Source organism: Pseudomonas sp. GZD-222 (assembly GCF_049310525.1).
GTDB lineage: Bacteria > Pseudomonadota > Gammaproteobacteria > Pseudomonadales > Pseudomonadaceae > Aquipseudomonas.
This window is the reverse complement of sequence record NZ_JBMOWO010000157.1, coordinates 1-20,974: the sequence shown is the minus strand read 5'-3', so window position 1 is coordinate 20,974 and position 20,974 is coordinate 1. Positions and strand designations below refer to the sequence as shown.

Here is a 20,974-nt window from a genome sequence, read left to right as displayed (position 1 = left end):
CCCCCCGATAACGCTCTCGAGACTCACACTGCCTTACGCACCTTGCCACTTCTACGCGCCTGCAACTTGCGCCACCAGATATACACTCCCGTCAGCGACAACACCGCAATCATCACCCCCAACACTGCAATCAATACCTGACCCGTCATACCGATGATGCGCCCGCCATGTATGGGTAACTGCAAACGGTAGAAGCGTTCCCCCAGGGTCCCTTGCCCAGCGATTTCCTTGCCGAGCAAATGTCCGTCTGTGCCGTGAAAGAACAGCCAGGATTTGCCCTGGGCGTCGGTATCATGCTGACCGAATCCTGCACCGTAGAAGTTGTACTCGAAGCTGTAATACAGCTCTCCGATCGGGGCCGTCAGCCCCAGGCGCTGACCCTCCTGCTGAGCCAGCTGGTAGGCCTGCAGGTAGGTGAGCACCGTCTGCCCCAATTGTTCCTTTGGCAGGCCGCCACGGGCCTCATAGACGCTGAGCTCTACCGGCGAGAACAACGACACCGCAGGCTTGAACACCTGGGCCGGCAGGTTCATGGCCACACTGCTGATCGCCACCGGCAATAGCAGTAGCCACAACCACAAGCCACCGGCCCTGTGGATATCCATGTTCAGCCGATAGGCATGGCCGCCCTTGATCTTCCAGGCCGTGGACCACTTGCGCCAGAACGGTCGACCCCGCGGCAGGGTCAGCAACACGGCAATCAGGCAATCGACCACCCACAAAATTGCGACCACGCCCATCAACAGGATGCCCCAGTTGCCAGGCAGGGTCAGGCTGTAATGCAGCTCGAGCATGAACGGCATGAAGTTCTCGCGGGAGAAGCAGCAATCCCCCCAGTACCGCTGGCCAAGTGTCTGGCCGCTGACCGGGTCGAGGTAGAACACGGTGTTCTTCTCGGCATAGGGTTGCCCGCTGCTTGGGTCATTGCGTGGCACGGCGGCCAGCAATGCCGAATGGCCCGGCTCGTTGGGGTACTCCATGTACCAGACCTGCAGGCGCGGATGTTCGGCCTGGATGTTGTCCACAAGGGCGCCTGGCTGTTGTCGTTCACCAACCCCAGGAGCTTCGTAGAAGGACGGGTTCAGCCATTCGTCCAGCTCGTGATGGAAGGCCAGGACGCTGCCCGTGAGGCCGGCCATGGCCAGGAACAGGGCCGTGATCAGGCCAAGGTAGCGATGCAGCAGAACGTAGAGATGACGCATGAGGTTAAATCCGAATTGAAATCGCCAGACGCGAAAAAGCCAGCGCCTGAAATCAGGTGCTGGCTTTGTTGTTCATGCAGTGAGGGTCAGAACTGATAGCTGACCGTGGCACTGACGTTGCGCTCTTCACCCATGTAGCAGTAGCTCAGGCTGGTACAGGAGGTGATGTAGCTTTCATTGGTCAGGTTGTTGGCATTGAGGCGGACATCCACACCCTTGAGTCCGGCATTGCCCAGGTCATAACCGACCGAGGCATCGAACAGCGTGTAGGACGGCACTTTCATGGTGTTTTCCGCGTCGGCCCAGCTGTAGCCGACATAGCGTACGCCGCCGCCCAGCCGCAGGCCGTCGAGCACGCCCTGGCGGAAGTTGTAGTCAGCCCAGAGCGAAGCCATGTGGCGTGGTGCCTGGGTGGGCGAGTTGCCTTTGTTGTCGAGGTCGGCACTCATCAGACTCGGCATCGACTTGGAGTATTCGATGTCAGTGAAGGTGTAGCTGCCGAGGACCTTGAGGTTCTCGCTGACCTGCACATGCGCTTCCAGCTCCAGGCCTTGCGAGCGGGCCGCGCCTACCGGGCGGAAAAAGTCCTCGTTCGGTTGCTTGGACGCCAGGTTCTCCTGCTCGATATGGAATACCGATGCGGTGAACAGGTTGTCGGTGCCCGGTGGCTGGTACTTGATACCGGTTTCCCACTGGGTGCCTTCGGTCGGCGCCAGGGGCTTGCCGTTCTGGTCGGACACACTGTTGGGGTTGAACGATTCGGAGTAGCTGATGTACGGCGCAACCCCGTTGTCGAACAGGTAGAGCACACCCGCACGCCCGGTGAGTTTGCTCGGCGTATCGCTGACCCGGCTACCGTCGATATCGCGGTTTTCCTCGGAGGTTTTCACCCAGTCCTGGCGCAGGCCCAGAGAGAAGCGCCACTTGTCCAGTTCGATCAGGTCCTGCATGTACACGCCGGTTTGTTGCAAACGGCGCAGGTAACGGCTTTCCCCCAGCACTTGCAGGTCGGCATTGCCGTACTGCGGATTGCCGGCATCGATACTGTTGACCGTGCCATAGCGCCAGTCCACACGTGCCTTGCGGCGCTGGTAGTCGGCGCCCGTCAGCAAGGTGTGCTTGGCCGAGCCGGTAAAGAATTCGGCTTGTAGCATGTTATCGACGATGACCGAATGCAGCCGCTCATCACCGCCGGTGTAGGCGCGGTTCATTTCGTTGCTGCTGGTATCGGCCCAACTGGCGAAGTACACCTGGTCCATCGAAACGTCCGAGTCTTGATAGCGGAAGTTCTGACGTGCCGTGAATACATCGTTGAAGCGGTGTTCGAACTGATAACTGAAGGATTGCTGGGTACGCTCATACTGATCGATGCCCGGCTCGCCTTCGAAGAAGTGGTCGGAAAGGCGCAAGCCGTTGCGCGGGTGCAGGGCACCGTCGGCCGGCAGTCCACCGTGGTAGCCGCCGTTCGGGTCGTGCTGCAGGTACGCCTGCAGGGTCAGTGAGGTGTCTTCGCTGAAGTTGATGCTGACCGAAGGCGCCAGGGCGTAACGTTCTTCCTTGTTGTGATCGAACTGCGTGTCTGAGGAATCGGCAAGGCCGGTCAGGCGATAGGCAATACGTTTGTCGTCATCCAGCGGGCCGCTGAAGTCAAACCCCGTACCGCGCTGGCCCTGGGTGCCGACCGTTGCCTGGATCTGATGGAACGACTCGTAGAGCGGTTTCTTGCTGGTCAGCGCAACCAGGCCGCCCGGCGAGCTACGCCCGTAGAGCACCGACGAAGGCCCTTTGAGAATGTCGATACGCTCGAGGAAATACGGATCTACCTGCATGCTGCTGTAGGTACCGTTGTCGCCCATGGACTTCAGACCGTCCAGGTAGATGTTATCCACAGAGCCGTCGTTGAAACCACGCATCGCCACGTAGTCGTAGCGATGCGTGGCGCCATAGGGGTTGGTCAGCACCCCCGGGGTGTAGCGCATGGCTTGGGCCACGGTCTGTGAGCCCTGGTCGTCCATCTGCTGGCGGGTCACCACCGAGACGGTTTGCGAGGTTTCCACCAGCGCCATGCTGGTCTTGGTCGCTACCTGGCTGTGGGTGGCGTTGTAGCCTTCCATGCTGCCAAGGGCGTTGCCCAGGGCAAACTCGCGCACTTCCGTGCTGGGCAGGGAGAGGGCGGCATCTTGTGGCTGAACACGAAGCACATAGCTGCTGCCATCCTGGCTGCTGGCCTCAAGCCCCGAGCCGTTAAGTAGCTGGTGCAAGCCTTGCTCGGTCGCGTAGTTGCCGCGCAGGCCAGGCGATTGCAGGCCCTCGGTCAGCTGCGGAGTGCTCGACAGGGTAACGCCGGCCTGGCGGGCGAACTGGTTGAGGACTTCGTTGAGCGATCCTGCCGGAATGTTGAACTGCTGGCTGACGCTGCCTGGCTGCTCGGCCAACACCTGAGCAGGCAGTACGCCAATACTCAGTGCGGTGCCGAGGAGGGCGGCGCGCACGGCTTTGCCAAGAGGACGCTGGCCTTTTGAATCTAAGGAACGTTGATAATCATTTATTGCGTTTGGCCGCAGAGAAGGCAAAGCATTGCGCATGGGAAACATCCGTTGGGTCTTAAGGGCAGTAGGAGTCGCTTACTGTCCTAGCCGGACTCGAAAGATTAACCCGCCAAAAAAAGATAAAAATCAGGCCAGCCGGTCCAGGCGTACCCACCAGCGTGTGCGATAGCTCACCGTGACTGGCAGCGTCTGCGGCAGCAGTTGCAGAAGCTTGTCGGTGTCTTCCAGGCGGAACACACCGGACAGTCGCAGGTCCGCAATCTCTTCGGCGCAGCTCAGATAGCCATGGCGATAACGACCCACCTCGGCGAGGAAATCGGCCAGACGCATATCGCGGGTGACGATCAGCCCCTCGGTCCAGGCACTGGCGTCCATGTCTTGCTGCGGGAGCAGGCTGACGCCCTGAGCGTCCAGGCGTAACGACTGTCCGGCAGCAATCCACTGCAGAGCACCTGGAGCATGAACGGCGACGCGCCCCTGGCTGACGCTGACACGCGTGCAATCTGCGTCCTGGCGCACCACAAAGCGGCCTTCAAAGCCTTCGAGCAAGGCGTGGCGCGTCTGCACCATCAGCGGCTTTCCATCGGGGCTGGCACAGGTCAGCATCATTTCGCCGCGCTTGAGGCGAATCAGCCGTTGCCTGGCATCGAAAGCCAGATCGGCGGCGCTGTCGGTGTTCAATTGCAACAATGAACCATCGGGCAGGCGGAAACTGCGGCGCTCGCCGGTCGCGCTGGCGTAATCCGAGGTCCATGAGCTGAGCGCTTCGAGATCCTTGCCCAACCAGGCGGCAGAACCGAGCATCACCACACCGCCGAGCAGCTTCAAGGCCTGGCGTCGTTGTAGGCGCTGGTGGCTGTTCTCCAGCGTCTGCAGGGCCACTCCGGCACCGGGCACGGCGCGTAGATTCAGCTCCTGGTGCAATGACTGGACCCGTTGCCAGGCCAGTTCATGTTCGAGATGGGCGGCGCGCCAGTGCTCACATTGCTGCAACAGCTGGGCGTTATTGCCGCTTTCGCGCAGCTGGAGCATCCAGTGGATAGCCTGCTTGACCACGCGTGGTCCCGGGTTGAGGGCACTCATGAGGGGTTACTCATCGCACTCATAGCGCAGCAGATAGCAGTGATACAGCGCGTCAGCCACATAGCGCTCCACCGAGCGCAGGGAGATCCCCATCTGCTCGGCAATTTGCTTGTGGCTCAGTCCTTCGCATTGCGCCAGTAGAAATGCCCGCCGCACTTTGGGTTTGAGGCCGTCGAGCATGTGCGCGATGCGCTCGAGCAGCTCGAGCAGCAATTCGCGGGTTTCGACTGAGGGGACTTGCGCTTCAGGCAGGTGGGCCAAGGCTTCGAGGTAAGCCCGGTGCAGTTCTTCACGCCGCCAGTGGTCGATCACCAGACCTCGGGCAATCGTACGCAAGAACGCTCGGGGTGCATTCAGTTCAAGCTGTTCGCGCCGCTGCAACAGGCGCACGAAGGTGTCCTGGGCAAGATCCGCGGCATCGGCGGCGTTGCCCAGCTTGCTGCGCAGCCAGGTGTTCAGCCAGCTGTGGTGATGGCTGTAAAGCGAATGCACGGACTCTTGAGAAGGCATGTAGGCGCGCTGCTGGAGGGGTTACAAATGATAATTAGTCTCATTGTTGGCATGCAACGCATCGCCGGTCAAGCGCGCGCCTACAGGCTGTGTAGGCGCGGGCTTGGTCGTTGATGCCAGGTTTACCCGAGCAGATTGCGTACGTTGTTCATTGCATCGTCGGCAAAGCCCTGAAGAAAAGCCTGGAAGGCGGGCAGGGCATCACTGCCGCCACTGTAGGGCTCCGCCTGGATGGTCCAGGTGGCGCGGGCGTGGCGTTCGTCCAGAGCCTCGACCTGCATGGCTGCCCACAGATTGCCGATGTTGAGGCTGGTGTAGATCAAGCTCCAGGTCATGCACATGGCCTGGTCGTCACGGCTGTTGAGCTGTTCGATGACCACGTTGCCGTCCTTGAACAGCTTTTTGCGCACCGAGCGTACACCGCTGCCGGTCATTTCGATGTGTGAAAGCGCCGGGATGAATACCGGGAAGCCAGCAAAGTTGCCGACGATGTTCCAGACGCTGGCAGCATCTGAGGCTATCTCGACGCTGGCAATTACCTGGCAGCCTTCCGGGTTGTGGATCAGGGTGTCGGGTTGAAGTGCTTTCATGCTGTGCAGCTCCTGTGGGGGTGAGGGTCAGATGAACTGGATGTCGTGCAGGTATTGGCAGCCGCGCTGCAGCAGTTGCGGGGTCTTGGCCGGGTAGCGGCTGCCCATGCGCTCGACACCGGCGCGCGCATTGCCGTGCTGGATGTTGGAGATGTCGCCGATGTCCTCTTCGAAGCCGTCCAGGTAAAAGCCCAGTACCTCGAACAACGCGTTGTTCCGATCAACGCGCTGTAGCTGACGCTGCCATTGCTCGATGCTGACCAGCTCGAACGGATGGTTGCTGTGGCGAAAGGCGGCGACGTAGGTGTGCCAGCTCAAGGGTTCGGGGTTGTGTAGGTTGAACACGGCCTGCGCCGGCTGGTAGCGACTGCAGTGGAAGGCGATGAAGCGGGCGAGGAAGTCCACTGGCATGAGGTCGAAGTTCAATGCCAGGGCCGGCACCTGGCCCAGTTGCAACGAGCCTTTGAGCATCAGCATCAGGCGGTTGCGCTGGGGTTGGCAGACGCCTGTAAGGCTGTTGAAGCTGATATTCCCGGGACGATAGAGATTGACCCAGACACCCTCGGCGCGGGCGCGCTGGAGGATGCGTTCGCCGACCCATTTGCTCAGGTTGTAGCCGTTGCGCAAGTAGATCGGCGGCGTTTGCACCGCCTCCTGTTCAAGCACCTGACCGTTGCTGTCTATGGCGCTGCACGCCGACAAGGTCGAGATGAAGTTGAAGATCTTTTTGCGTCGTCCTTCGCACAGGCGCAGGCATTCAAACAGCGGCTCGACGTTATCGGCGGCCAAGGTCTGGTAGTCGAGTACATGGTTGACCTGCGCTGCGTTGTGCAGCAGTGCCCCGTACTGGCTGTCGAGGTAGGCATAGTCGCTGTCGATCAAGCCCAGTTGCGGCAGTCGCAGGTCAGCATCGAACACCTTCACCCTGCTCAGGTCGAGGGCGCCCAGGCGGTTTTCCTCCAGGGCCTGAACAAAACGTTGATGGGCTGACTGGCAGGCATTGCGCCGAACCAGGCAAGCCACCTCACTGGCACCCCAAGCCAGTAATGCTTGCACCAGATGAACCCCAAGAAAGCTGTTGGCGCCGGTGACAATGACCTTGTGCACATCGCCCAGTTGCGCCAGTGGCCGGATGCTCAGTTGCAGCGCGCGGCGGGCATCGCTTTCGGCTTGCGGATCGAGACCGCTGCTGGCTGATACTTCTCCACTGACCAGCTGTGCGAGGCGTTGCAAGGTTGGCATCTCGATAAAGCGGTTGATCGGGATGCCGCGTCCGAACTGTTCGCGCACCGCCAGTAGTAAGCGAGACAAAAGGATGGAGTGACCGCCGAGGTTGAAAAAGCTGTCGTCGGTGGAAATCTCCTCGATGGATAGCTCCAGCAACTCGCTCCACAAGATCAGCAGCCGAGCTTCGATGGCGTTGTCCGGGCCAAGGTGCTCACGGACGTCTGACAGCGCTCTTGGCAACTTCAGCAATGCCTGACGATCGACCTTGCCGTTGGCGGTATAGGGCATCTCTGGCAGCACCTGATAGAAGCTCGGGCGCATGTAATCGGGCAAGCGCTGTTCGACATACGCGCGCAGGCCGGTTTCAGCGTGGGCAGTCTGGGGCTGGCTGGCGAACACCAGGATCCGGCGCTGCTCGTCGATAACCACGGCCAGTTGGCGGAACAGTCCACTGCTGCGCAGACAGTGCTCAATCTCTTCTGGCTCGACCCGAAAGCCGCGGATTTTTACCTGGTTATCGCGGCGGCCGCACAGCTCAATGCCGTCATCGGTCCATTTGCCGATATCCCCGGTGCGGTACAGGCGTCGGTGTGTACCGTCAGCCAGGGGCATGTGCAGGAAGCGCTCGGCGCTCAGTTGAGGATTGTTCAGATAGCCAAGTCCAACACCGGGTCCGTCGATGTAAAGCTCGCCGGGCTGCTGTTCGGCAACGGGCTGCAGGTCGTGATCGAGGATCAGCACCCGGGTGTTGGCGATCGGGCGCCCCAGGTTGCGCGGGTTGTCGCCCGCCTGGAGTACCCGCGTGGTTGCCAGCACGGTGGTTTCGGTCGGCCCATAGATGTTGTGTAACTGGCATTGCCCGGCCAATAGCTCGATAACCGCGGGCTCGCACACATCGCCGCCGGTGATCAGATGACGCAGGCCCAGAGGCTGATCGAGCGGCAGGATGCTCAACAGGGCGGGGGGCAGAAAGGCATGGCTGACCTCCTGCTGCTGGATCAGCGCGAGCAGACGCTGCGGGTCGCGACGCTGGTCTTCACTGGGCACCACCAGTTCGGCACCACAAATCAGAGTCGAGAGGATATCCAGCAACGAAGCATCGAAGCCGATGGTCGAGAACTGCAACACCCGACTGTGCGCTTCAAGCTGCACATGGGCGCTGTACCAGGCGTGAAAATGGCTGAGATTGCGCTGACTGAGCAGCACGCCTTTTGGCTGGCCAGAGGTGCCTGAGGTGTAGATGGCCGCACAGGGCGCATCCGCGGCCGGGCGCTGGCGCATCAGCGTCGGCGGGGTGTTTTCCTCGGCCGCGGGAAACGAGCCTGCGTTCAGCGTCACCAGGTCGAGGTCATCAGCCTCGAACTGGCCATCGTGCAGCAGTGCGCAGGCACCGGCATCGTGCAGGATATGCCGCAAGCGTTGCGCCGGTTGCGTGGGGTCCAGGGGCAGGTACACCGCTCCGCTACCGAGCACGGCGAGCAGGCTGGCGTAGAGCGCCGGCGACTTGCTCAGGCAGACACCAACCACGCAGGTGTGCTGCGGGTCCGCAACGGTCGGCAGAGCACCTAGTAACTGCTGTTGTATGGCTGCTGCCTGGGCGTGCACGTGGCGATAGTCGATGCGCTGGCCGTCCAGGTTCAGTGCAGGCTTGTGCGCATGAGTGCGTAGGCTGTCGTCCAGTTGCTCAATCAGTAACACATCAGCCTTGCCCAGCAGCGCCAGGTCCCGGGTATGGTTGAACCTGTGGGTCAATGCCAATTGTTCAAGCCAGTCCAGGCTGTGCTCGTGGTCGTGCTGTCCCGCGCTGATGGTCACGGCATCGTTGAAATGATCTGGATTGCGTGAGAATCGGCTGACCTGCAGGGCCACAAGCTCTTGCAGGGCATCCAGGGTTTTCTGGCGCATCTGCTGACCATTGCCCGACGGATCAGGGGCGAGCGGCTGGCGTTCGATCAAGCGTTGCGCGGTGGCGCTACCGGTCCAGCACAACAGCTCCAGCGCAGGCAGGTCGTGACCGGGTTGCTGGTGGCTACCCAGACGCAGGCTCAGCAGGGCGCAGTGGCGCAGGCCATGCCATGTAGCGGCGTCGAGTATCAGGCTGCCATCGCCGATGATCAGCTGCGGCGTGGCGTCCGGGAGCTGAATTGGTGCCTGAGTGCTGCACAGCTGGCGCACGTCGTGCCCATGTTGCTGAAGCTCCTGGTGGAGCCGGGCCAGGGCCATGCTGGTGCCGACCAACAAGATATCGAGACGTCTCATGACAGGCTCCTTGCCTGCGGCAGGTAGTGCGCCAGGGCGAGTTGCACGCAGGGCGAGTCGAGCATCGAGCTGCTACGGAAAAACCGCAGGATGTTGCCCAGCAGCGGGTGTTGTTTGCCGATGGGATAGGCCATGGCTAGCACCTCTTCGCCCAGGGCCTTACGTACTGCCGGCGTGACCGGCAGATACTCGATAAGCGCCAGATCGAAGGCTTTCTGAAGGTCGTTGGTCAGATACTGCTCGAGGAACACCGGCAGGACCTCGGCGATGCACTGGCGATCCGCTGGCGCTGCGTTTTGCCAGAACATGCGCGTCAGCCGGGCCCAGAACGTCGAGTGGCGACCCTCATCGAGAAGGTGGTCGGCCATCAATCCCTTCACCGACGGTTTTACGCTGTCATCACGGGCGAAAGCGGCGACATCGTCGGTCAGGGTGTTTTCGGCAATGCCGACACAGATCAGCTCCAGGGCATCGTGCAGGTGCTCCGGCACCCGTGCCAGTGCTGCCGGAATGGCACGGCTGAGTTCGATTTCGGTCGGTAGCGCAATCGGCTCGATACCGGTCAGGGCAATGGTCTGTTGCATGAAGTCCATTGCCACCAGAGCGTGGTAATCCTCATCCACTACAACCGTCATGGCGTCATAGCGACAGGCGAACGGAAAGCGGATAGCGAAGCGGTCCTTGGCGATCTTGCGCGCAGTGCGGTCGACGATCTCGGTCTCGAAGATCACCACGTCATTGATGAATTTGTACAGGCTTTGCACCAAGACCAGGTCGCGCAGATGGGGACACTCGCGCTCGAAGGTCTGGGCCAGCAACAGGGGTTGTCGGCTGAGCGGATAAATCAGGCGCTGATCATCTTCGACCATGCGTCTGGGCCGGGTACGGATGGTTGCCCGGTTCTCCCAGGTGTTGGCGAAGGATTGATAGTCGAAGGCGTTCATACACTCACCTCGACGTGAGGGACGCGCATCGACACCCGCAAGCGATCCCACAGGGCAATGCGACTTTGCACCGCGCCAATGGCGGCCTCGTAGACTTGCTGCTGGCGCTGCGGGTCCTGCCCTGTCAGACGAGCGAGCAGTGCTTCAGCGGCCGGGCCGTGGTTTTCTGAATCGACTTCGATGTGCCGTTGCAGGTAGTAGCGAAAGGTAGGGGCCTGTTCGCCAGTAATGCCCCAGTCATCAAGGAGGCGTTGGAACATGCTCGGAATGACGCTTTCACGGCCGTGCAGGAATGCAGCGGCAACGCTGTGGGCCTGGGCATTGAGGGCGACGTCCAGGGTATGGCAGACAAACATTCTGGCGGCATCGCTGGCCTGGGCTTGCTGCAGTGCACTGGCATAGCCAACACCTTCTCGCTGCAGGCTGACGAAACGCTCGATGGCCCGGGTGCTGGCGCCGACTTCGCGCATCGCATCCAGATAGAGTTCAAAGTGACTGTAGTGGCCGTGATCGAGACAATCATCAGACTCCTCGCCCAGCACGATCTCATTGATCAGGCGTGCGGCCTTCGGGTCTTGTGGCGGTAGCCAGGGCAGGTGAACGCAGGTCAGCTCCTGCTGCAGGCGCTTGGTCAGTGACATGAAATCCCAGACGGCAAATACATGGGTTTCCATGAACCGCTGAAGTACCGGTAATGAATCGATTTCGGCAAATATAGGATGAGTGGCAAGTTGTTCTTTGTGCTGCCTCAGTGTTGATTCAAGCGTGGTCATAATGTTCCCTCATCAGCACTTATAGTTGGGATGGCAGAATGCCTGGCCAAACAAGTTATCTAATTAAGGCGAGCGTGTGCCTCGACCATAAAATCGATAAAACGCTTCGGCTAACTTGCCAGCGCTCTCTGCATCGGGTGCTGGCAGGGGTGAGCGGTCAGGCAGATGGTCTGCTGACGGCTGGCGATTAAAAAGTTAGAACAACTTTTGCGGTGGTGGCAATAACTTTGTTGTAATTATTTTACGAACTTTATTTTTGCGAATAAGTGGGTTTAATAAAACTTGTATTGAGAGTTTTATTGGCATGTAAGTGCTCCTTCCGACAACTAACGGTCAGAATCGAAACTGCATGAGTGAATGCCTCACTCGGAGCACTACTTAGGGATGGGGTCATTGAGGTATTTGATCTTTGGGCAGCTGATCGTTGTCGGTCCTTGCCCAGCGATTGGCTCCTTCTGCATGTTCTGGACGAGCAGCCGGCCTGGCCCGCCTTGCGGCGATCAGCGGCCGTTGCGCGAACTAGAGTGTGCCGAAAACGCGAGCGCTGCCATGCTGGCGCAAGGAGAAGGGGAAATCAGAAAGGGCTTGAGCAGCCACCACACCCGGGTGATGGCCATCAATCGGCAGTGCTGAGGCTTGGCAGCCCCAGGTACTACGGGGAGAGGTGTTGCACCTCTGAAATCTTTAGTAACGAAATTGCAAGCCTACTCTGCCGGTCGATTGCTCAGGTAGGCTTTGATGGTTTTCGCCGCAGTGTTCAGGTGCTTCTCCAGCACCCGGATGGCGTCCTCTACCGATTTGTCGTTGGCGGCATCGACCAAACCGTTGTGGTCATCCTGGGTCAGTTTGCCCAGGCCCATCGAAGACAGATGAAAGCGCAGGAAGCGTTCTTCTTCGTTGAGCTCGATTTCAATCAGGTGCAATAGCTTCTTGTTCGACGCCTTGCTGTACAGGCTCATGTGGAACAGCCGGTTCAGCCGACCGATTTCAGCATGCCGGGTTTCGTTTTCCAGTTGGCGGATATAGCTGCGCGCCAGGGCGATATCATCGGCATCGAGCAGGGGAATTGACTGGCGCAGTGCTTCTGACTCGAGCAGCACGCGCAGGGCATAGGTGTCGACGGCGTCTTCGCCGATCAGCGGCGCCACCACAGCCCCTTTGTGAGCCACCACCTGTAGCAACGATTGTGCTTCCAGCTGGCGCAAGGCTTCACGTACCGGCATGCGGCTGACCCCGAACAGCGTTGCCAGCTCTTGCTGGCGTACGGCCCGGCCGGGAGGTAAGCGGCCATCGAGGATGGCGCTGCGCAACCGCTCTTCAATCACACTACGAGCCAGGTGCGGCGGCACTTGCTCGCTGCCCAGTATTTCGCTCAAGGATCTGGATTTATCGGTCACGCTTTACTCTTTCCTTAATGTCGGGACGTTTCGCTAATTGGATCCAATCACCCTAGTTAGCAGGAGGGTGCTTGTCAAACCGGCGGCTGGACATCCTGCATCTGCCAGCGGGCGCGGTAGTAGTTGCTATCGTGAATGAAGTTTTTCTCCAAGGGAAGCCGACCCGACGTAGCGGCTACAGGGGGCTTGGTTGACTGAGGGCAGGCTGATGTCGTCGTGATTGTAAGGTGCCATTGTTTTTTAAGGGGCAAGGCCGCACCATCGGTGCTTTTCCATAGTCTGCGCAGGTTTTCGCAGTGGCGATACGTTGGGCTGTTCACGTGACCATGCGCCGGCTGGGCCTTGCCGCGGTGCTCGGCTGTCTGTTGCTGGGCAGCCTGCACGCCGATTGGGATTTTTCCCAGATCAGCCGCCGCGCGCAGTCACTGTACGGGCCGCTGGGGCCAGGGCAGGGCCGTATCGATGCCTGGCAAAACCTGCTGGCGACAGAGAAACAGGGCAGCGAAGCCGAGCAGCTGAAACGGGTCAACCAGTTCTTCAACCACCAGTTGCGCTACGTCGAGGACATCGACCTGTGGCGTGAGGTCGATTACTGGGCGACGCCAATACAGGCATTGATCAAGGGGCAGGGCGATTGCGAAGACTATGCTATCGCCAAGTACTTCAGCCTGCGACGCATGGGGGTCCCGGCGGAAAAACTGCGAATCACCTACGTCAAGGCGCTGCGCCAGAACCGTGCCCACATGGTCCTGACCTACTATTCGAGCCCCAATGCCATGCCGCTGGTACTCGACAGCCTGATGGACGCGATCAAGCCCGCCAGTGAGCGTACCGACCTGCTGCCGGTCTACTCCTTCAACGGTGAAGGACTGTGGCTGACCGGCGCTGGGGGTAACAAGAAAGTTGGCGATACCAAGCGTTTGTCGCGCTGGCAGGATCTACTGAAAAAGATGCAGGCCGAAGGTTTCCCGGCCGAACCGGTTTACTAAAGGAGCACAGATGTCACTGTTCAAACAATTGCTGCTCGCCATCTGCCTGTTCCTGGTAGTCGCGTTCAGCGGCAGCTTCATGGTCAGCCTGGAGAGCTCGCGTAGCCAGTATGTCAACCAGCTGCGCTCGCACGCTCAGGATGCGGCCACGGCACTGGCATTGTCGCTGACGCCGAACATCGACGACCCGGCCATGGTCGAGCTGATGGTCAGTTCGATTTTCGACAGTGGTTATTATTCGAGCATCAAGGTCATCGACCTGGGCTCCAGCGCCGTGCTGGTGGAGCGTCATGCCGAGGCCGATGCCAATGGCGTGCCGGCCTGGTTCATTCGCCTGATCGGTCTTGAGGCCGCTGGTGGCGACGCCATTGTCAGCCGTGGCTGGCAGCAGGCGGCGCGGGTCGAAGTGGTCAGCCATCCGATGTTTGCCTTGGCCAAGCTCTGGCAGAGTGCCTTGGGCAGCCTGGGTTGGCTGCTGTTGTGCGGGGCCTTGAGCGCGATACTCGGCGCCCTGCTGTTGCGCCGCCAGCTCAAGCCGCTGGACTATATGGTGGAGCAGTCGCACGCCATTGCCCGCCGTGAGTTCCTCAGTCTTCCCGACCTGCCGAGCACGCCTGAGCTGCGCCGGGTGGTCCAGGCCATGAACCAGATGGTCGAGAAGCTCAAGGCACTGTTCAAGGAGCAGGCCGAGCGCAGCGAAAAACTGCGCGTCGAATCCTATCAGGACAGCCTCACTGGCCTGGCCAACCGGCGGTTTTTCGAGATGCAGCTCAACGCTCAGGTCAGCAATATCGAAGAAGCCCGGCCTGGCTACCTGTTGCTCCTGCGGGTCAAGGACCTGGCCGGGCTCAACCAGCGCCTGGGCGGTCAACGCACCGACCAGTTGCTTCAGGCCGTCGGCCAGCAATTGCAGCGCACCTGCGCCAACTATCCGGAAACCAATAACCTGATTACTCGTAGCCGAGGCGGCGAGTTCGCCGTGCTGGCGCCGGGTCTGGTTCATGAAGAAGCGGTGCAGCTGGCCCAGGCCCTGGAAGTTACCCTGCAGAGCCTGGCCGACACCGGCGCCACCGACGTGACGCCAGTGGCCTGTATCGGCATGGCGCCTTACAGCCCGGGCGATGCTCCTCAAGCCCTGTTGAAGCTGGCCGACGAAGCCCTGGCCCGGGCCGAGAGCCAGGTGGAGCCGGGCTGGGTCTGCCTTGAGCAAGGCACCGCGCCGCAGTCAGGCGATACTCACCATGCCTGGCACCAGTTGCTTGATGATGCACTGCAACAAGGGCGCTTCCAGCTGTTTTTCCAGCCGGTGGTGGCCAGCAATGCACCGGAGCAGATCCTGCACTACAAGGTGATCTCGCGGGTACTGGACGCCCAGGGCCAAGCAATTGCCGCTGGCCGCTTCCTGCCTTGGCTGGAGCGTTTTGGTTGGTCGGCGCGGCTCGATGTGCTGATGCTTGAGCAGGTGCTCAAGCACATGCAAACCCACACGGAAGCCTTGGCGCTGAACCTGTCGGCGGCGACTCTGGCTGATGCCAAAGCCTTGCAACGGGTTTATGAATTGCTCGGTCAGAATCCGGTGCTGGGGCCTCGGTTGACTCTGGAAATTGGCGAAGAACAGTTGCCTGACCAGGCCGCGCTTGAGCAATTGACCCGACGTTTGCACGCCCTTGGCTTCAGCCTGAGCCTGCAGCGCTTTGGCGGGCGCTTCAGCATGATCGGTAACCTGGCGCACCTGGGGCTGGCGTACCTGAAAATCGATGGCAGCTACATTCGCGCGATCGATCAGGAGCAGCACAAGCGGTTGTTCATCGAAGCGATCCAGCGCGCCGCCCACAGCATTGACCTGCCGCTGATTGCCGAGCGGGTCGAAACCGAAGGTGAGCTCAAGGTTTTGCGCGAGATGGGGATTCAGGGGGTTCAGGGGCGTCTGGTGGGCGAACCGGCACCCTGGCGTTGAGGCAAGCAGCTGCAGGCCCGCAACGGGCCTGCGGTACTCAGATCAGACCGCCGTTCTCTTCACTGTCATCGATCAGGTTGGTCAGTCCGCCCAGCACCTGGCGGGCATTGGAGCGGCTGAGCAGCTTGGCCTGAGCACCGGCCGGCAGATCAGTGATGCTGATCACGCCCTTGGTGGTCAACACTTCGATCAAGTCTTCAAGCACCCGGATCATGTCCAGGTCACTTTGTTTGAGCTGCTTGAGGCTGTTCTCGACAACGTCGTCGGCGAACCAGTCCTGAACCTCGGCATGGTCGGCCGGGAGCATCTCCGTGTATTCGGCGTAGGGTGCGGCCTCTACCCGGACCAGCTGGCCCTGTGCATCGCGTTGCACGTAGAACATGGGGTATCCCTCTGAAGTGTCAGTCCGTATCCGCAGTCAGCAGCATAGGTCAAGCGGGCCGGGCGTGCAGCCCGGCCAGCGAGTATGCGCTGTGACAGGGTGCAGGGAAAGTCCGAAGCGTTGCGCCAGCCGGACAGCGGCTGGCGCAGGCTATGGATCAGCTGTTGGAGTGGTCGATCTTGATGGTTGGGTCGGCACCGGATACCAGCGAGTTGATCGTGGTATTGGCCCAGTTCACACCTTCGAGCTTGATCGTCACATCGGCGTTGGCCAGGCCACCGGTGCTGTTGAGCTTGCCTTCAGTGCTGACCTGCAGGGTCGACTCGCCATTGACGGTGGTGATCTTCAGGAAGTTGTCGATGGTGCTGCCTTTCTCGCCCTGCAGCAGATCGCTCAGGTCCAGACGGTCGCCTTCGGCAGGTTTGAAGTCCTTGATCACGTCCTTGCCAGTGTCGCCGGCCTTCCACACGAAGGTGTCGGCACCGCTGCCACCGGTGAGGATATCGTCACCTTTGCCTCCGATGAGGATGTCGTTGCCCTCACCGCCGAGCAGGGTGTCGATGCCTTCCCCGCCAAGCAGCGTGTCGTTGCCCGCACCACCGATCAGGGTGTCCTTGCCGGCACCACCGAGCAGGATGTCATTGCCCTTGCCGCCATCGAGGTAGTCGTCGCCACCCTGGCCGAAGAGGATGTCATTGCCGTCGCCGCCGAGCAGGGTATCGGCACCGTCATTGGCGCGTGACACATCGAACTCGCTGACGTGTTCGGTGATGTACTGGTGCAGAACACGACCATCGACATCACCCAGCTGCATGCTCAGCTTGTCCGCGACATAGGCCTTCATCGCTTCGACGCCGTTGCCGGCAATACCGTCGAAGCTGACCAGGTCGCCGAACAGGATGTCGTGACCGTCGCCACCACTGACCGCATCGTTGCCCGGTTTGGTTGCTTCGGTATGACCGAGAATGGCTTCGGCCAGCTTGCTCGGGTCGATGTTGGTCTGCGGCTTGCCGTCGGTGTCGTAGGGCCTCAGGTCGTTGGCGTTGATTGCGCCATTGAGCCCGATCGCCTCCACACTCGTATGCTTGGACAGCAACAGGAAAGACTCTCTGGAGTTGCTGTCGACGTACCAGGAGCCGCTCGAATACGACAACTCATAGGTACCATCGCCTTGAGCATGCAGCTCGCCCGAGGCGTTGTTGTCGTCGCGCCAGCGATTGCCAGAATAGTACTCGGCTGTAAGGTTGCCGTTCTTGTCGATACTGATCCGGTTGTAGTCACCCACCATTTTATCGACGACAACGTCGCCCATTTTGTACTTGATCGAGCTGAGCACCTGGTCCAGGGTGAAGTCGGAACCCCTGAATGTCGGGTCCTTCTCACCGGTCTGGTAGCGGTTAGGCTGGCCATCAGTAATGAAGAACGTCTGATTGCTGCCGGTGCTGCCGGCGGTCTTGAGGTTCTGGAACCAGTTGGCAGTGGTTTTGAACGCATCCTCGTAGTTGGTGTTACCGCCGGCATAGAGTTTTTGCAGTGCCGCTTGCAGCGATTCCAGCCCCTTATTGTCGGCCAGGTTGACCGAGACGGTGGTGTTCACCTGGCTGGAGAAGTCCACCAGCAGGATATTCACCGTGCCGGACTGCGCGCCTTTGACACTGTTGGCCAGCGTGTTGAATACCGACTCCAGGGACTTCTTCGCAGCCGCCACGCCGTAGTCGCCCATACTGCCCGAGGTATCGACAATGAACGCCAGGTTGTAGTCCTGACCCGGCGTAACATGCAGACCATTGACGTCGGCAACGACGATGTCGTTCTCGGTGCCCAGGGTCTTGGAGTCGTTCAACTCCGTCAGGTTGCCGGGGAGATAACTGTCCGGGTGTACGGTGACGGTGATCTTGCCCGGGGTGGAGGCAGAGTCGTTGTTGGCCTTCTCGGTCGCGGTCGCGGTGACGCTGATGTCGAACTTGCCGTTGTAGTAGGCCGGTGGCTTGAGGCTCAGGCCATTCAGGTTCCAGCCGGTGACATCCACGTCCGTCTTGCCGACAGTGACCGTGTGACCCGCGCCATCACTGAGGATCGAGCCTTCCGGAATACCGCCCAGCTTGATGCTGAGTTTTTCCGAGCCATCGGTGTCGTTCAGGCTGGTGGCGATACCCACCAGCTTGACGGTGCCGTTCTCGGCGCCTTCATTGAGCTTGTAGCCCTGGTAGTAACCTTCGCCGTTATCGCCGTGCAGCTCGCCGACGGTAACGCCAGCGTTGGTCAGCTCGTTGACGCCCGGATACATCGGGATGTTGGTGTTGCTCAGGTCAACCGGGGTGCTGCCATCGACCGACAGGTTGACGTCAAAGCTGCCCGGGCCGCTCTGGTTGGCATGGTAGATGTCCAGGGTGTAGTAACCGCTGATCGTCGGCTTGAACGAACCGCTGATGGCGCCACCGGCACCCCAGGTAGCCGAAGCCACGTTCTTGCCGCCGATAGTGATCAGCAGGCTGTCGTCACCCACGCCGCTGAAGCTGTAGGTCTTGCCCGCTTCCAGGTAGATCAGGCCGGAGGTTTTCGAGCCCGAACCGCCGGTTACGCTGCCGTTGGACTGGGCGTTGGTCACCATCGAGCTGCTGTTCGGGTTACCGGAGTTATCGAAGACGGTCTTCAATGCGTCACCGGTGATGCCGTTACCGTTGTTACCCAGGCCGGTCAGGCTGTTCCAGGTTTCCTTGACCAGACCGATCGAGTTCACGTTGTTGCTGCCAATGGTCAGGTTTGGCGCATCGGCGACCGGGGTGATATCGACCTTGAGGGTCGACTCGTTGCCCAGGCCCTGACCGTCGGTTGGCTTGAACTGGATCTGTGCGTAGTCGGACTTCTGATCACCCACACCATTGGTGTTGGCGTTGATACCTGACTCGTTCAGGTCTGGTACGAACTTCAGCTTGCCGCCATCAATGTCGGCCTTGCTAAAGACCTTGCCGGCATCGATATCAGCCTTGGTCAGGGTTTTCCAGGTGTTGCCATCCTTGTACTGCAGCACGCCATCGGCAGGCAGTTTGGTGATGGTCAGGCCCAGGTTGGCAGCAGGGGTGTCGGCATCGGTGATACCGAAGTTGGCCCAGGTCAGTACCAGGTCAGTGTCTTCGGTACCGGTCACGGAACCGCCAGCGGCGACTGGCGCTTCGTTGCTCTGGATGGTGGTGGTCACGCTGCCATTGCTGCCGACCACCAGGTTCTCGAAGTTACCTCCGGTGGCCGAGGTGATCTGCACGGTGAAGGATTCAGCGCCTTCGGCAACACCGTCACGCAGGATCGGCACACTGAAGTTACCGGTGCTGCTGCCTTTCGCAATTGTCACGGTGGTGACACCGGTGAAGTCCGAACCATCTTTGGCCGTACCGGTATATCTCAGCGTAATGGTGACGTCGGCGTCGGCCTTGTTGGACAGCGTCAGGGTGTAGTTGGCGTTTTCGCCTTCAGCTGCCGAAGTGGTACCGGTGATACCGACCGTGGTGGTGTTGATCGTGTCGGTCACATGGGTGACAGCTGGCGTGTCGCTGATGTCCAGTTTTTCAAAGTTGCCGCCGGTAGCACCGGTGATGGTCGCCCCGACGTCGCCCGCATCGAGGTACACGTCATCGCTCGGCGCATCAATGGTGACGCTGCCGGTGGTCTTGTCAGCGGCGATGGTGATGGTCTTGCCATTGCTCAAGGTCACGGTAACCGCGGTGCCTGCCGGATTGCTCAGGGTGGCGGTGTAGGTGATCTTGCCGCCTTCTTCGACCGACGGGGTTGCCGTCAGCTTCAGAGTGGTGGTGTCGATGGTGTCGGTCACCTTGGTAACCGCAGTGGAGCCGTCGATTGCTAGGCTCTCGAAGTCGCCACCATTGGCGCCAGTGATCTTCGCACCGACATTACCGGCATCGATGTAGACGTCGTCCTTCGGCGCATCGACGGTCACGGTACCGCTGGTGTCGCCAGCCTTGATGGTAATGGACTTGCCATTATCCAGGCTGATGGTCATGTTGGTGCCGGCCTTGTTGGTCAAGGTGGCGGTGTAGGTGATCTTGCCGCCTTCATCGACCGACGGGGTGGCCGTCAGCTTGAGGCTGGTGGTGTCTTGGGTACCAGGGCCATCGGTCACGCTGATGGTGGTCTTGCCACCCGCGACCAGGTTCTCGTAGTTGCCGCCAGTGAAATCCTTGATGCTGTTGTTCAGGTCAAGGTTGCTGGTGTGCACGTTGTTCGGTGCGGTGAACTCGACCGAGCCACTGGTGCCGTTGACCGGGATGGTGATGCTCTGGCCGTTGGTGAGGTTGATCACCAGCGGCGAACCGGTAACCGGGTGGCTCAAGGTCACGGTGTAGGTGATCACGCCGCCTTCGCCGACGGTGCTGACATCGGCAGTCAGGGTGACGGTCGACTTGTCGATGGTGTCCGCGACATTGGTAACGGCTGGAGTGTTATCCACAGCCAGCTTCTCGAAGTCACCGCCGGTGGTGCCGGTGATCGCGGCGTTGACCTTGCCGGCGTCGAGGTAGACGTCGTCCTTTGGCGCATCGATGGTGACGGTACCGCTGGTGTCACCGGCTTTGATGGTAATGGACTTGCCATTGTCCAGGCTGATGGTCATGTCGGTGCCGGCCTTGTTGGTCAAGGTGGCGGTGTAGGTGATCTTGCCGCCTTCGTCGACGTTTGGCGTCGCACTCAGGGTCAGCTTCGTCTCATCCTGGGTACCAGGGCCATCGGTGACGGTGATGCTGGTTTCACCGGAGGTTTCGACTTTTTCGAAGTTACCGCCGGTGACCGACTCGATGCTGTTGGTCAGGTCGAGGTTGCTGGTGTGTACGTTGTTCGGCGCGGTGAATTCGACTGAGCCACTGGTGCCGTTGACCGGGATGGTGATGCTCTGGCCGTTGGCCAGTTTGACCACCAGCGGCGCGCCGGTGACCGGCGAGCTGACGGTCACGGTGTAGGTGATTACGCCGCCTTCGCCGACGGTGGTGACATCGGCAGTCAGCTTGACGGTGCTGGTGTCGACGGTGTCAGTTACGTCAGTGACGGCTGGGGTGCTATCCACCACCAACGCCTCGAAATCACCACCGGTGGTGCTTTCGATCA

13 protein-coding genes are annotated in these 20,974 nt (G+C 60.3%); 2 read left to right on the top strand and 11 right to left on the bottom strand.

What is annotated here, in order from left to right; genetic code table 11:
• Positions 1-23: 23 nt before the first annotated feature.
• From ACO6VD_RS27675 to ACO6VD_RS27635, 9 genes are all read right to left on the bottom strand, one after another.
• Entirely contained in the window at positions 24-1,202 is a 1,179-nt protein-coding gene (locus tag ACO6VD_RS27675; protein ID WP_422422956.1) for a PepSY-associated TM helix domain-containing protein, read from the bottom strand.
• An 86-nt stretch (positions 1,203-1,288) separates the two neighbouring features.
• On the bottom strand, positions 1,289-3,787 hold the full coding sequence (locus ACO6VD_RS27670) for a TonB-dependent siderophore receptor (RefSeq protein WP_422422955.1): 2,499 nt from the start codon (positions 3,785-3,787) through the stop codon (positions 1,289-1,291).
• A 90-nt stretch (positions 3,788-3,877) separates the two neighbouring features.
• Complete coding sequence (locus ACO6VD_RS27665) at positions 3,878-4,834, bottom strand: FecR domain-containing protein (RefSeq protein ID WP_422422954.1); 957 nt, start codon at positions 4,832-4,834, stop codon at positions 3,878-3,880.
• Positions 4,835-4,840: 6 nt separating this feature from the next.
• Complete coding sequence (locus tag ACO6VD_RS27660) at positions 4,841-5,344, bottom strand: sigma-70 family RNA polymerase sigma factor (protein ID WP_422422953.1); 504 nt, start codon at positions 5,342-5,344, stop codon at positions 4,841-4,843.
• A gap of 122 nt (positions 5,345-5,466) precedes the next feature.
• Positions 5,467-5,934, bottom strand: coding sequence for an SRPBCC family protein (locus ACO6VD_RS27655; protein ID WP_422422952.1), 468 nt, complete (start codon positions 5,932-5,934; stop codon positions 5,467-5,469).
• A gap of 27 nt (positions 5,935-5,961) precedes the next feature.
• Complete coding sequence (locus ACO6VD_RS27650; RefSeq protein WP_422422951.1) at positions 5,962-9,420, bottom strand: amino acid adenylation domain-containing protein; 3,459 nt, start codon at positions 9,418-9,420, stop codon at positions 5,962-5,964.
• The gene (locus ACO6VD_RS27645; RefSeq protein ID WP_422422950.1) at positions 9,417-10,364 is read right to left on the bottom strand and encodes a diiron oxygenase; all 948 of its coding nucleotides are present in this window, start codon (positions 10,362-10,364) and stop codon (positions 9,417-9,419) included. The genes ACO6VD_RS27650 and ACO6VD_RS27645 overlap by 4 nt, the downstream gene beginning before the upstream one ends.
• Positions 10,361-11,137 (bottom strand): DUF3050 domain-containing protein, encoded by a 777-nt coding sequence (locus tag ACO6VD_RS27640; protein WP_422422949.1) that lies wholly within the window; start codon positions 11,135-11,137, stop codon positions 10,361-10,363. Before ACO6VD_RS27640 ends, ACO6VD_RS27645 begins: the two co-directional genes overlap by 4 nt.
• A gap of 704 nt (positions 11,138-11,841) precedes the next feature.
• Positions 11,842-12,534 carry a GntR family transcriptional regulator gene (locus ACO6VD_RS27635; protein WP_422422948.1) on the bottom strand — a complete coding sequence of 231 codons (693 nt, stop codon included), beginning with the start codon at positions 12,532-12,534 and terminating at the stop codon, positions 11,842-11,844.
• A 326-nt stretch (positions 12,535-12,860) separates the two neighbouring features.
• On the opposite strand from ACO6VD_RS27635, the gene lapG reads away from it, so the two are divergent.
• Positions 12,861-13,523 carry a cysteine protease LapG gene (lapG, locus tag ACO6VD_RS27630; protein WP_400173762.1) on the top strand — a complete coding sequence of 221 codons (663 nt, stop codon included), beginning with the start codon at positions 12,861-12,863 and terminating at the stop codon, positions 13,521-13,523.
• A gap of 10 nt (positions 13,524-13,533) precedes the next feature.
• Positions 13,534-15,480 (top strand): cyclic di-GMP receptor LapD, encoded by a 1,947-nt coding sequence (lapD, locus tag ACO6VD_RS27625; protein WP_422422947.1) that lies wholly within the window; start codon positions 13,534-13,536, stop codon positions 15,478-15,480.
• A gap of 37 nt (positions 15,481-15,517) precedes the next feature.
• On the opposite strand, the gene ACO6VD_RS27620 is transcribed toward lapD, so the two are convergent.
• Together ACO6VD_RS27620 and ACO6VD_RS27615 are read right to left on the bottom strand one after the other, a co-directional pair.
• Positions 15,518-15,862, bottom strand: coding sequence for a tryptophan synthase subunit beta (locus ACO6VD_RS27620; protein WP_422422946.1), 345 nt, complete (start codon positions 15,860-15,862; stop codon positions 15,518-15,520).
• Between the two features lie 157 nt (positions 15,863-16,019).
• Positions 16,020-20,974 (bottom strand): immunoglobulin-like domain-containing protein (locus ACO6VD_RS27615; protein WP_422422945.1); only part of this gene is annotated, 4,955 nt, incomplete at its 5' end.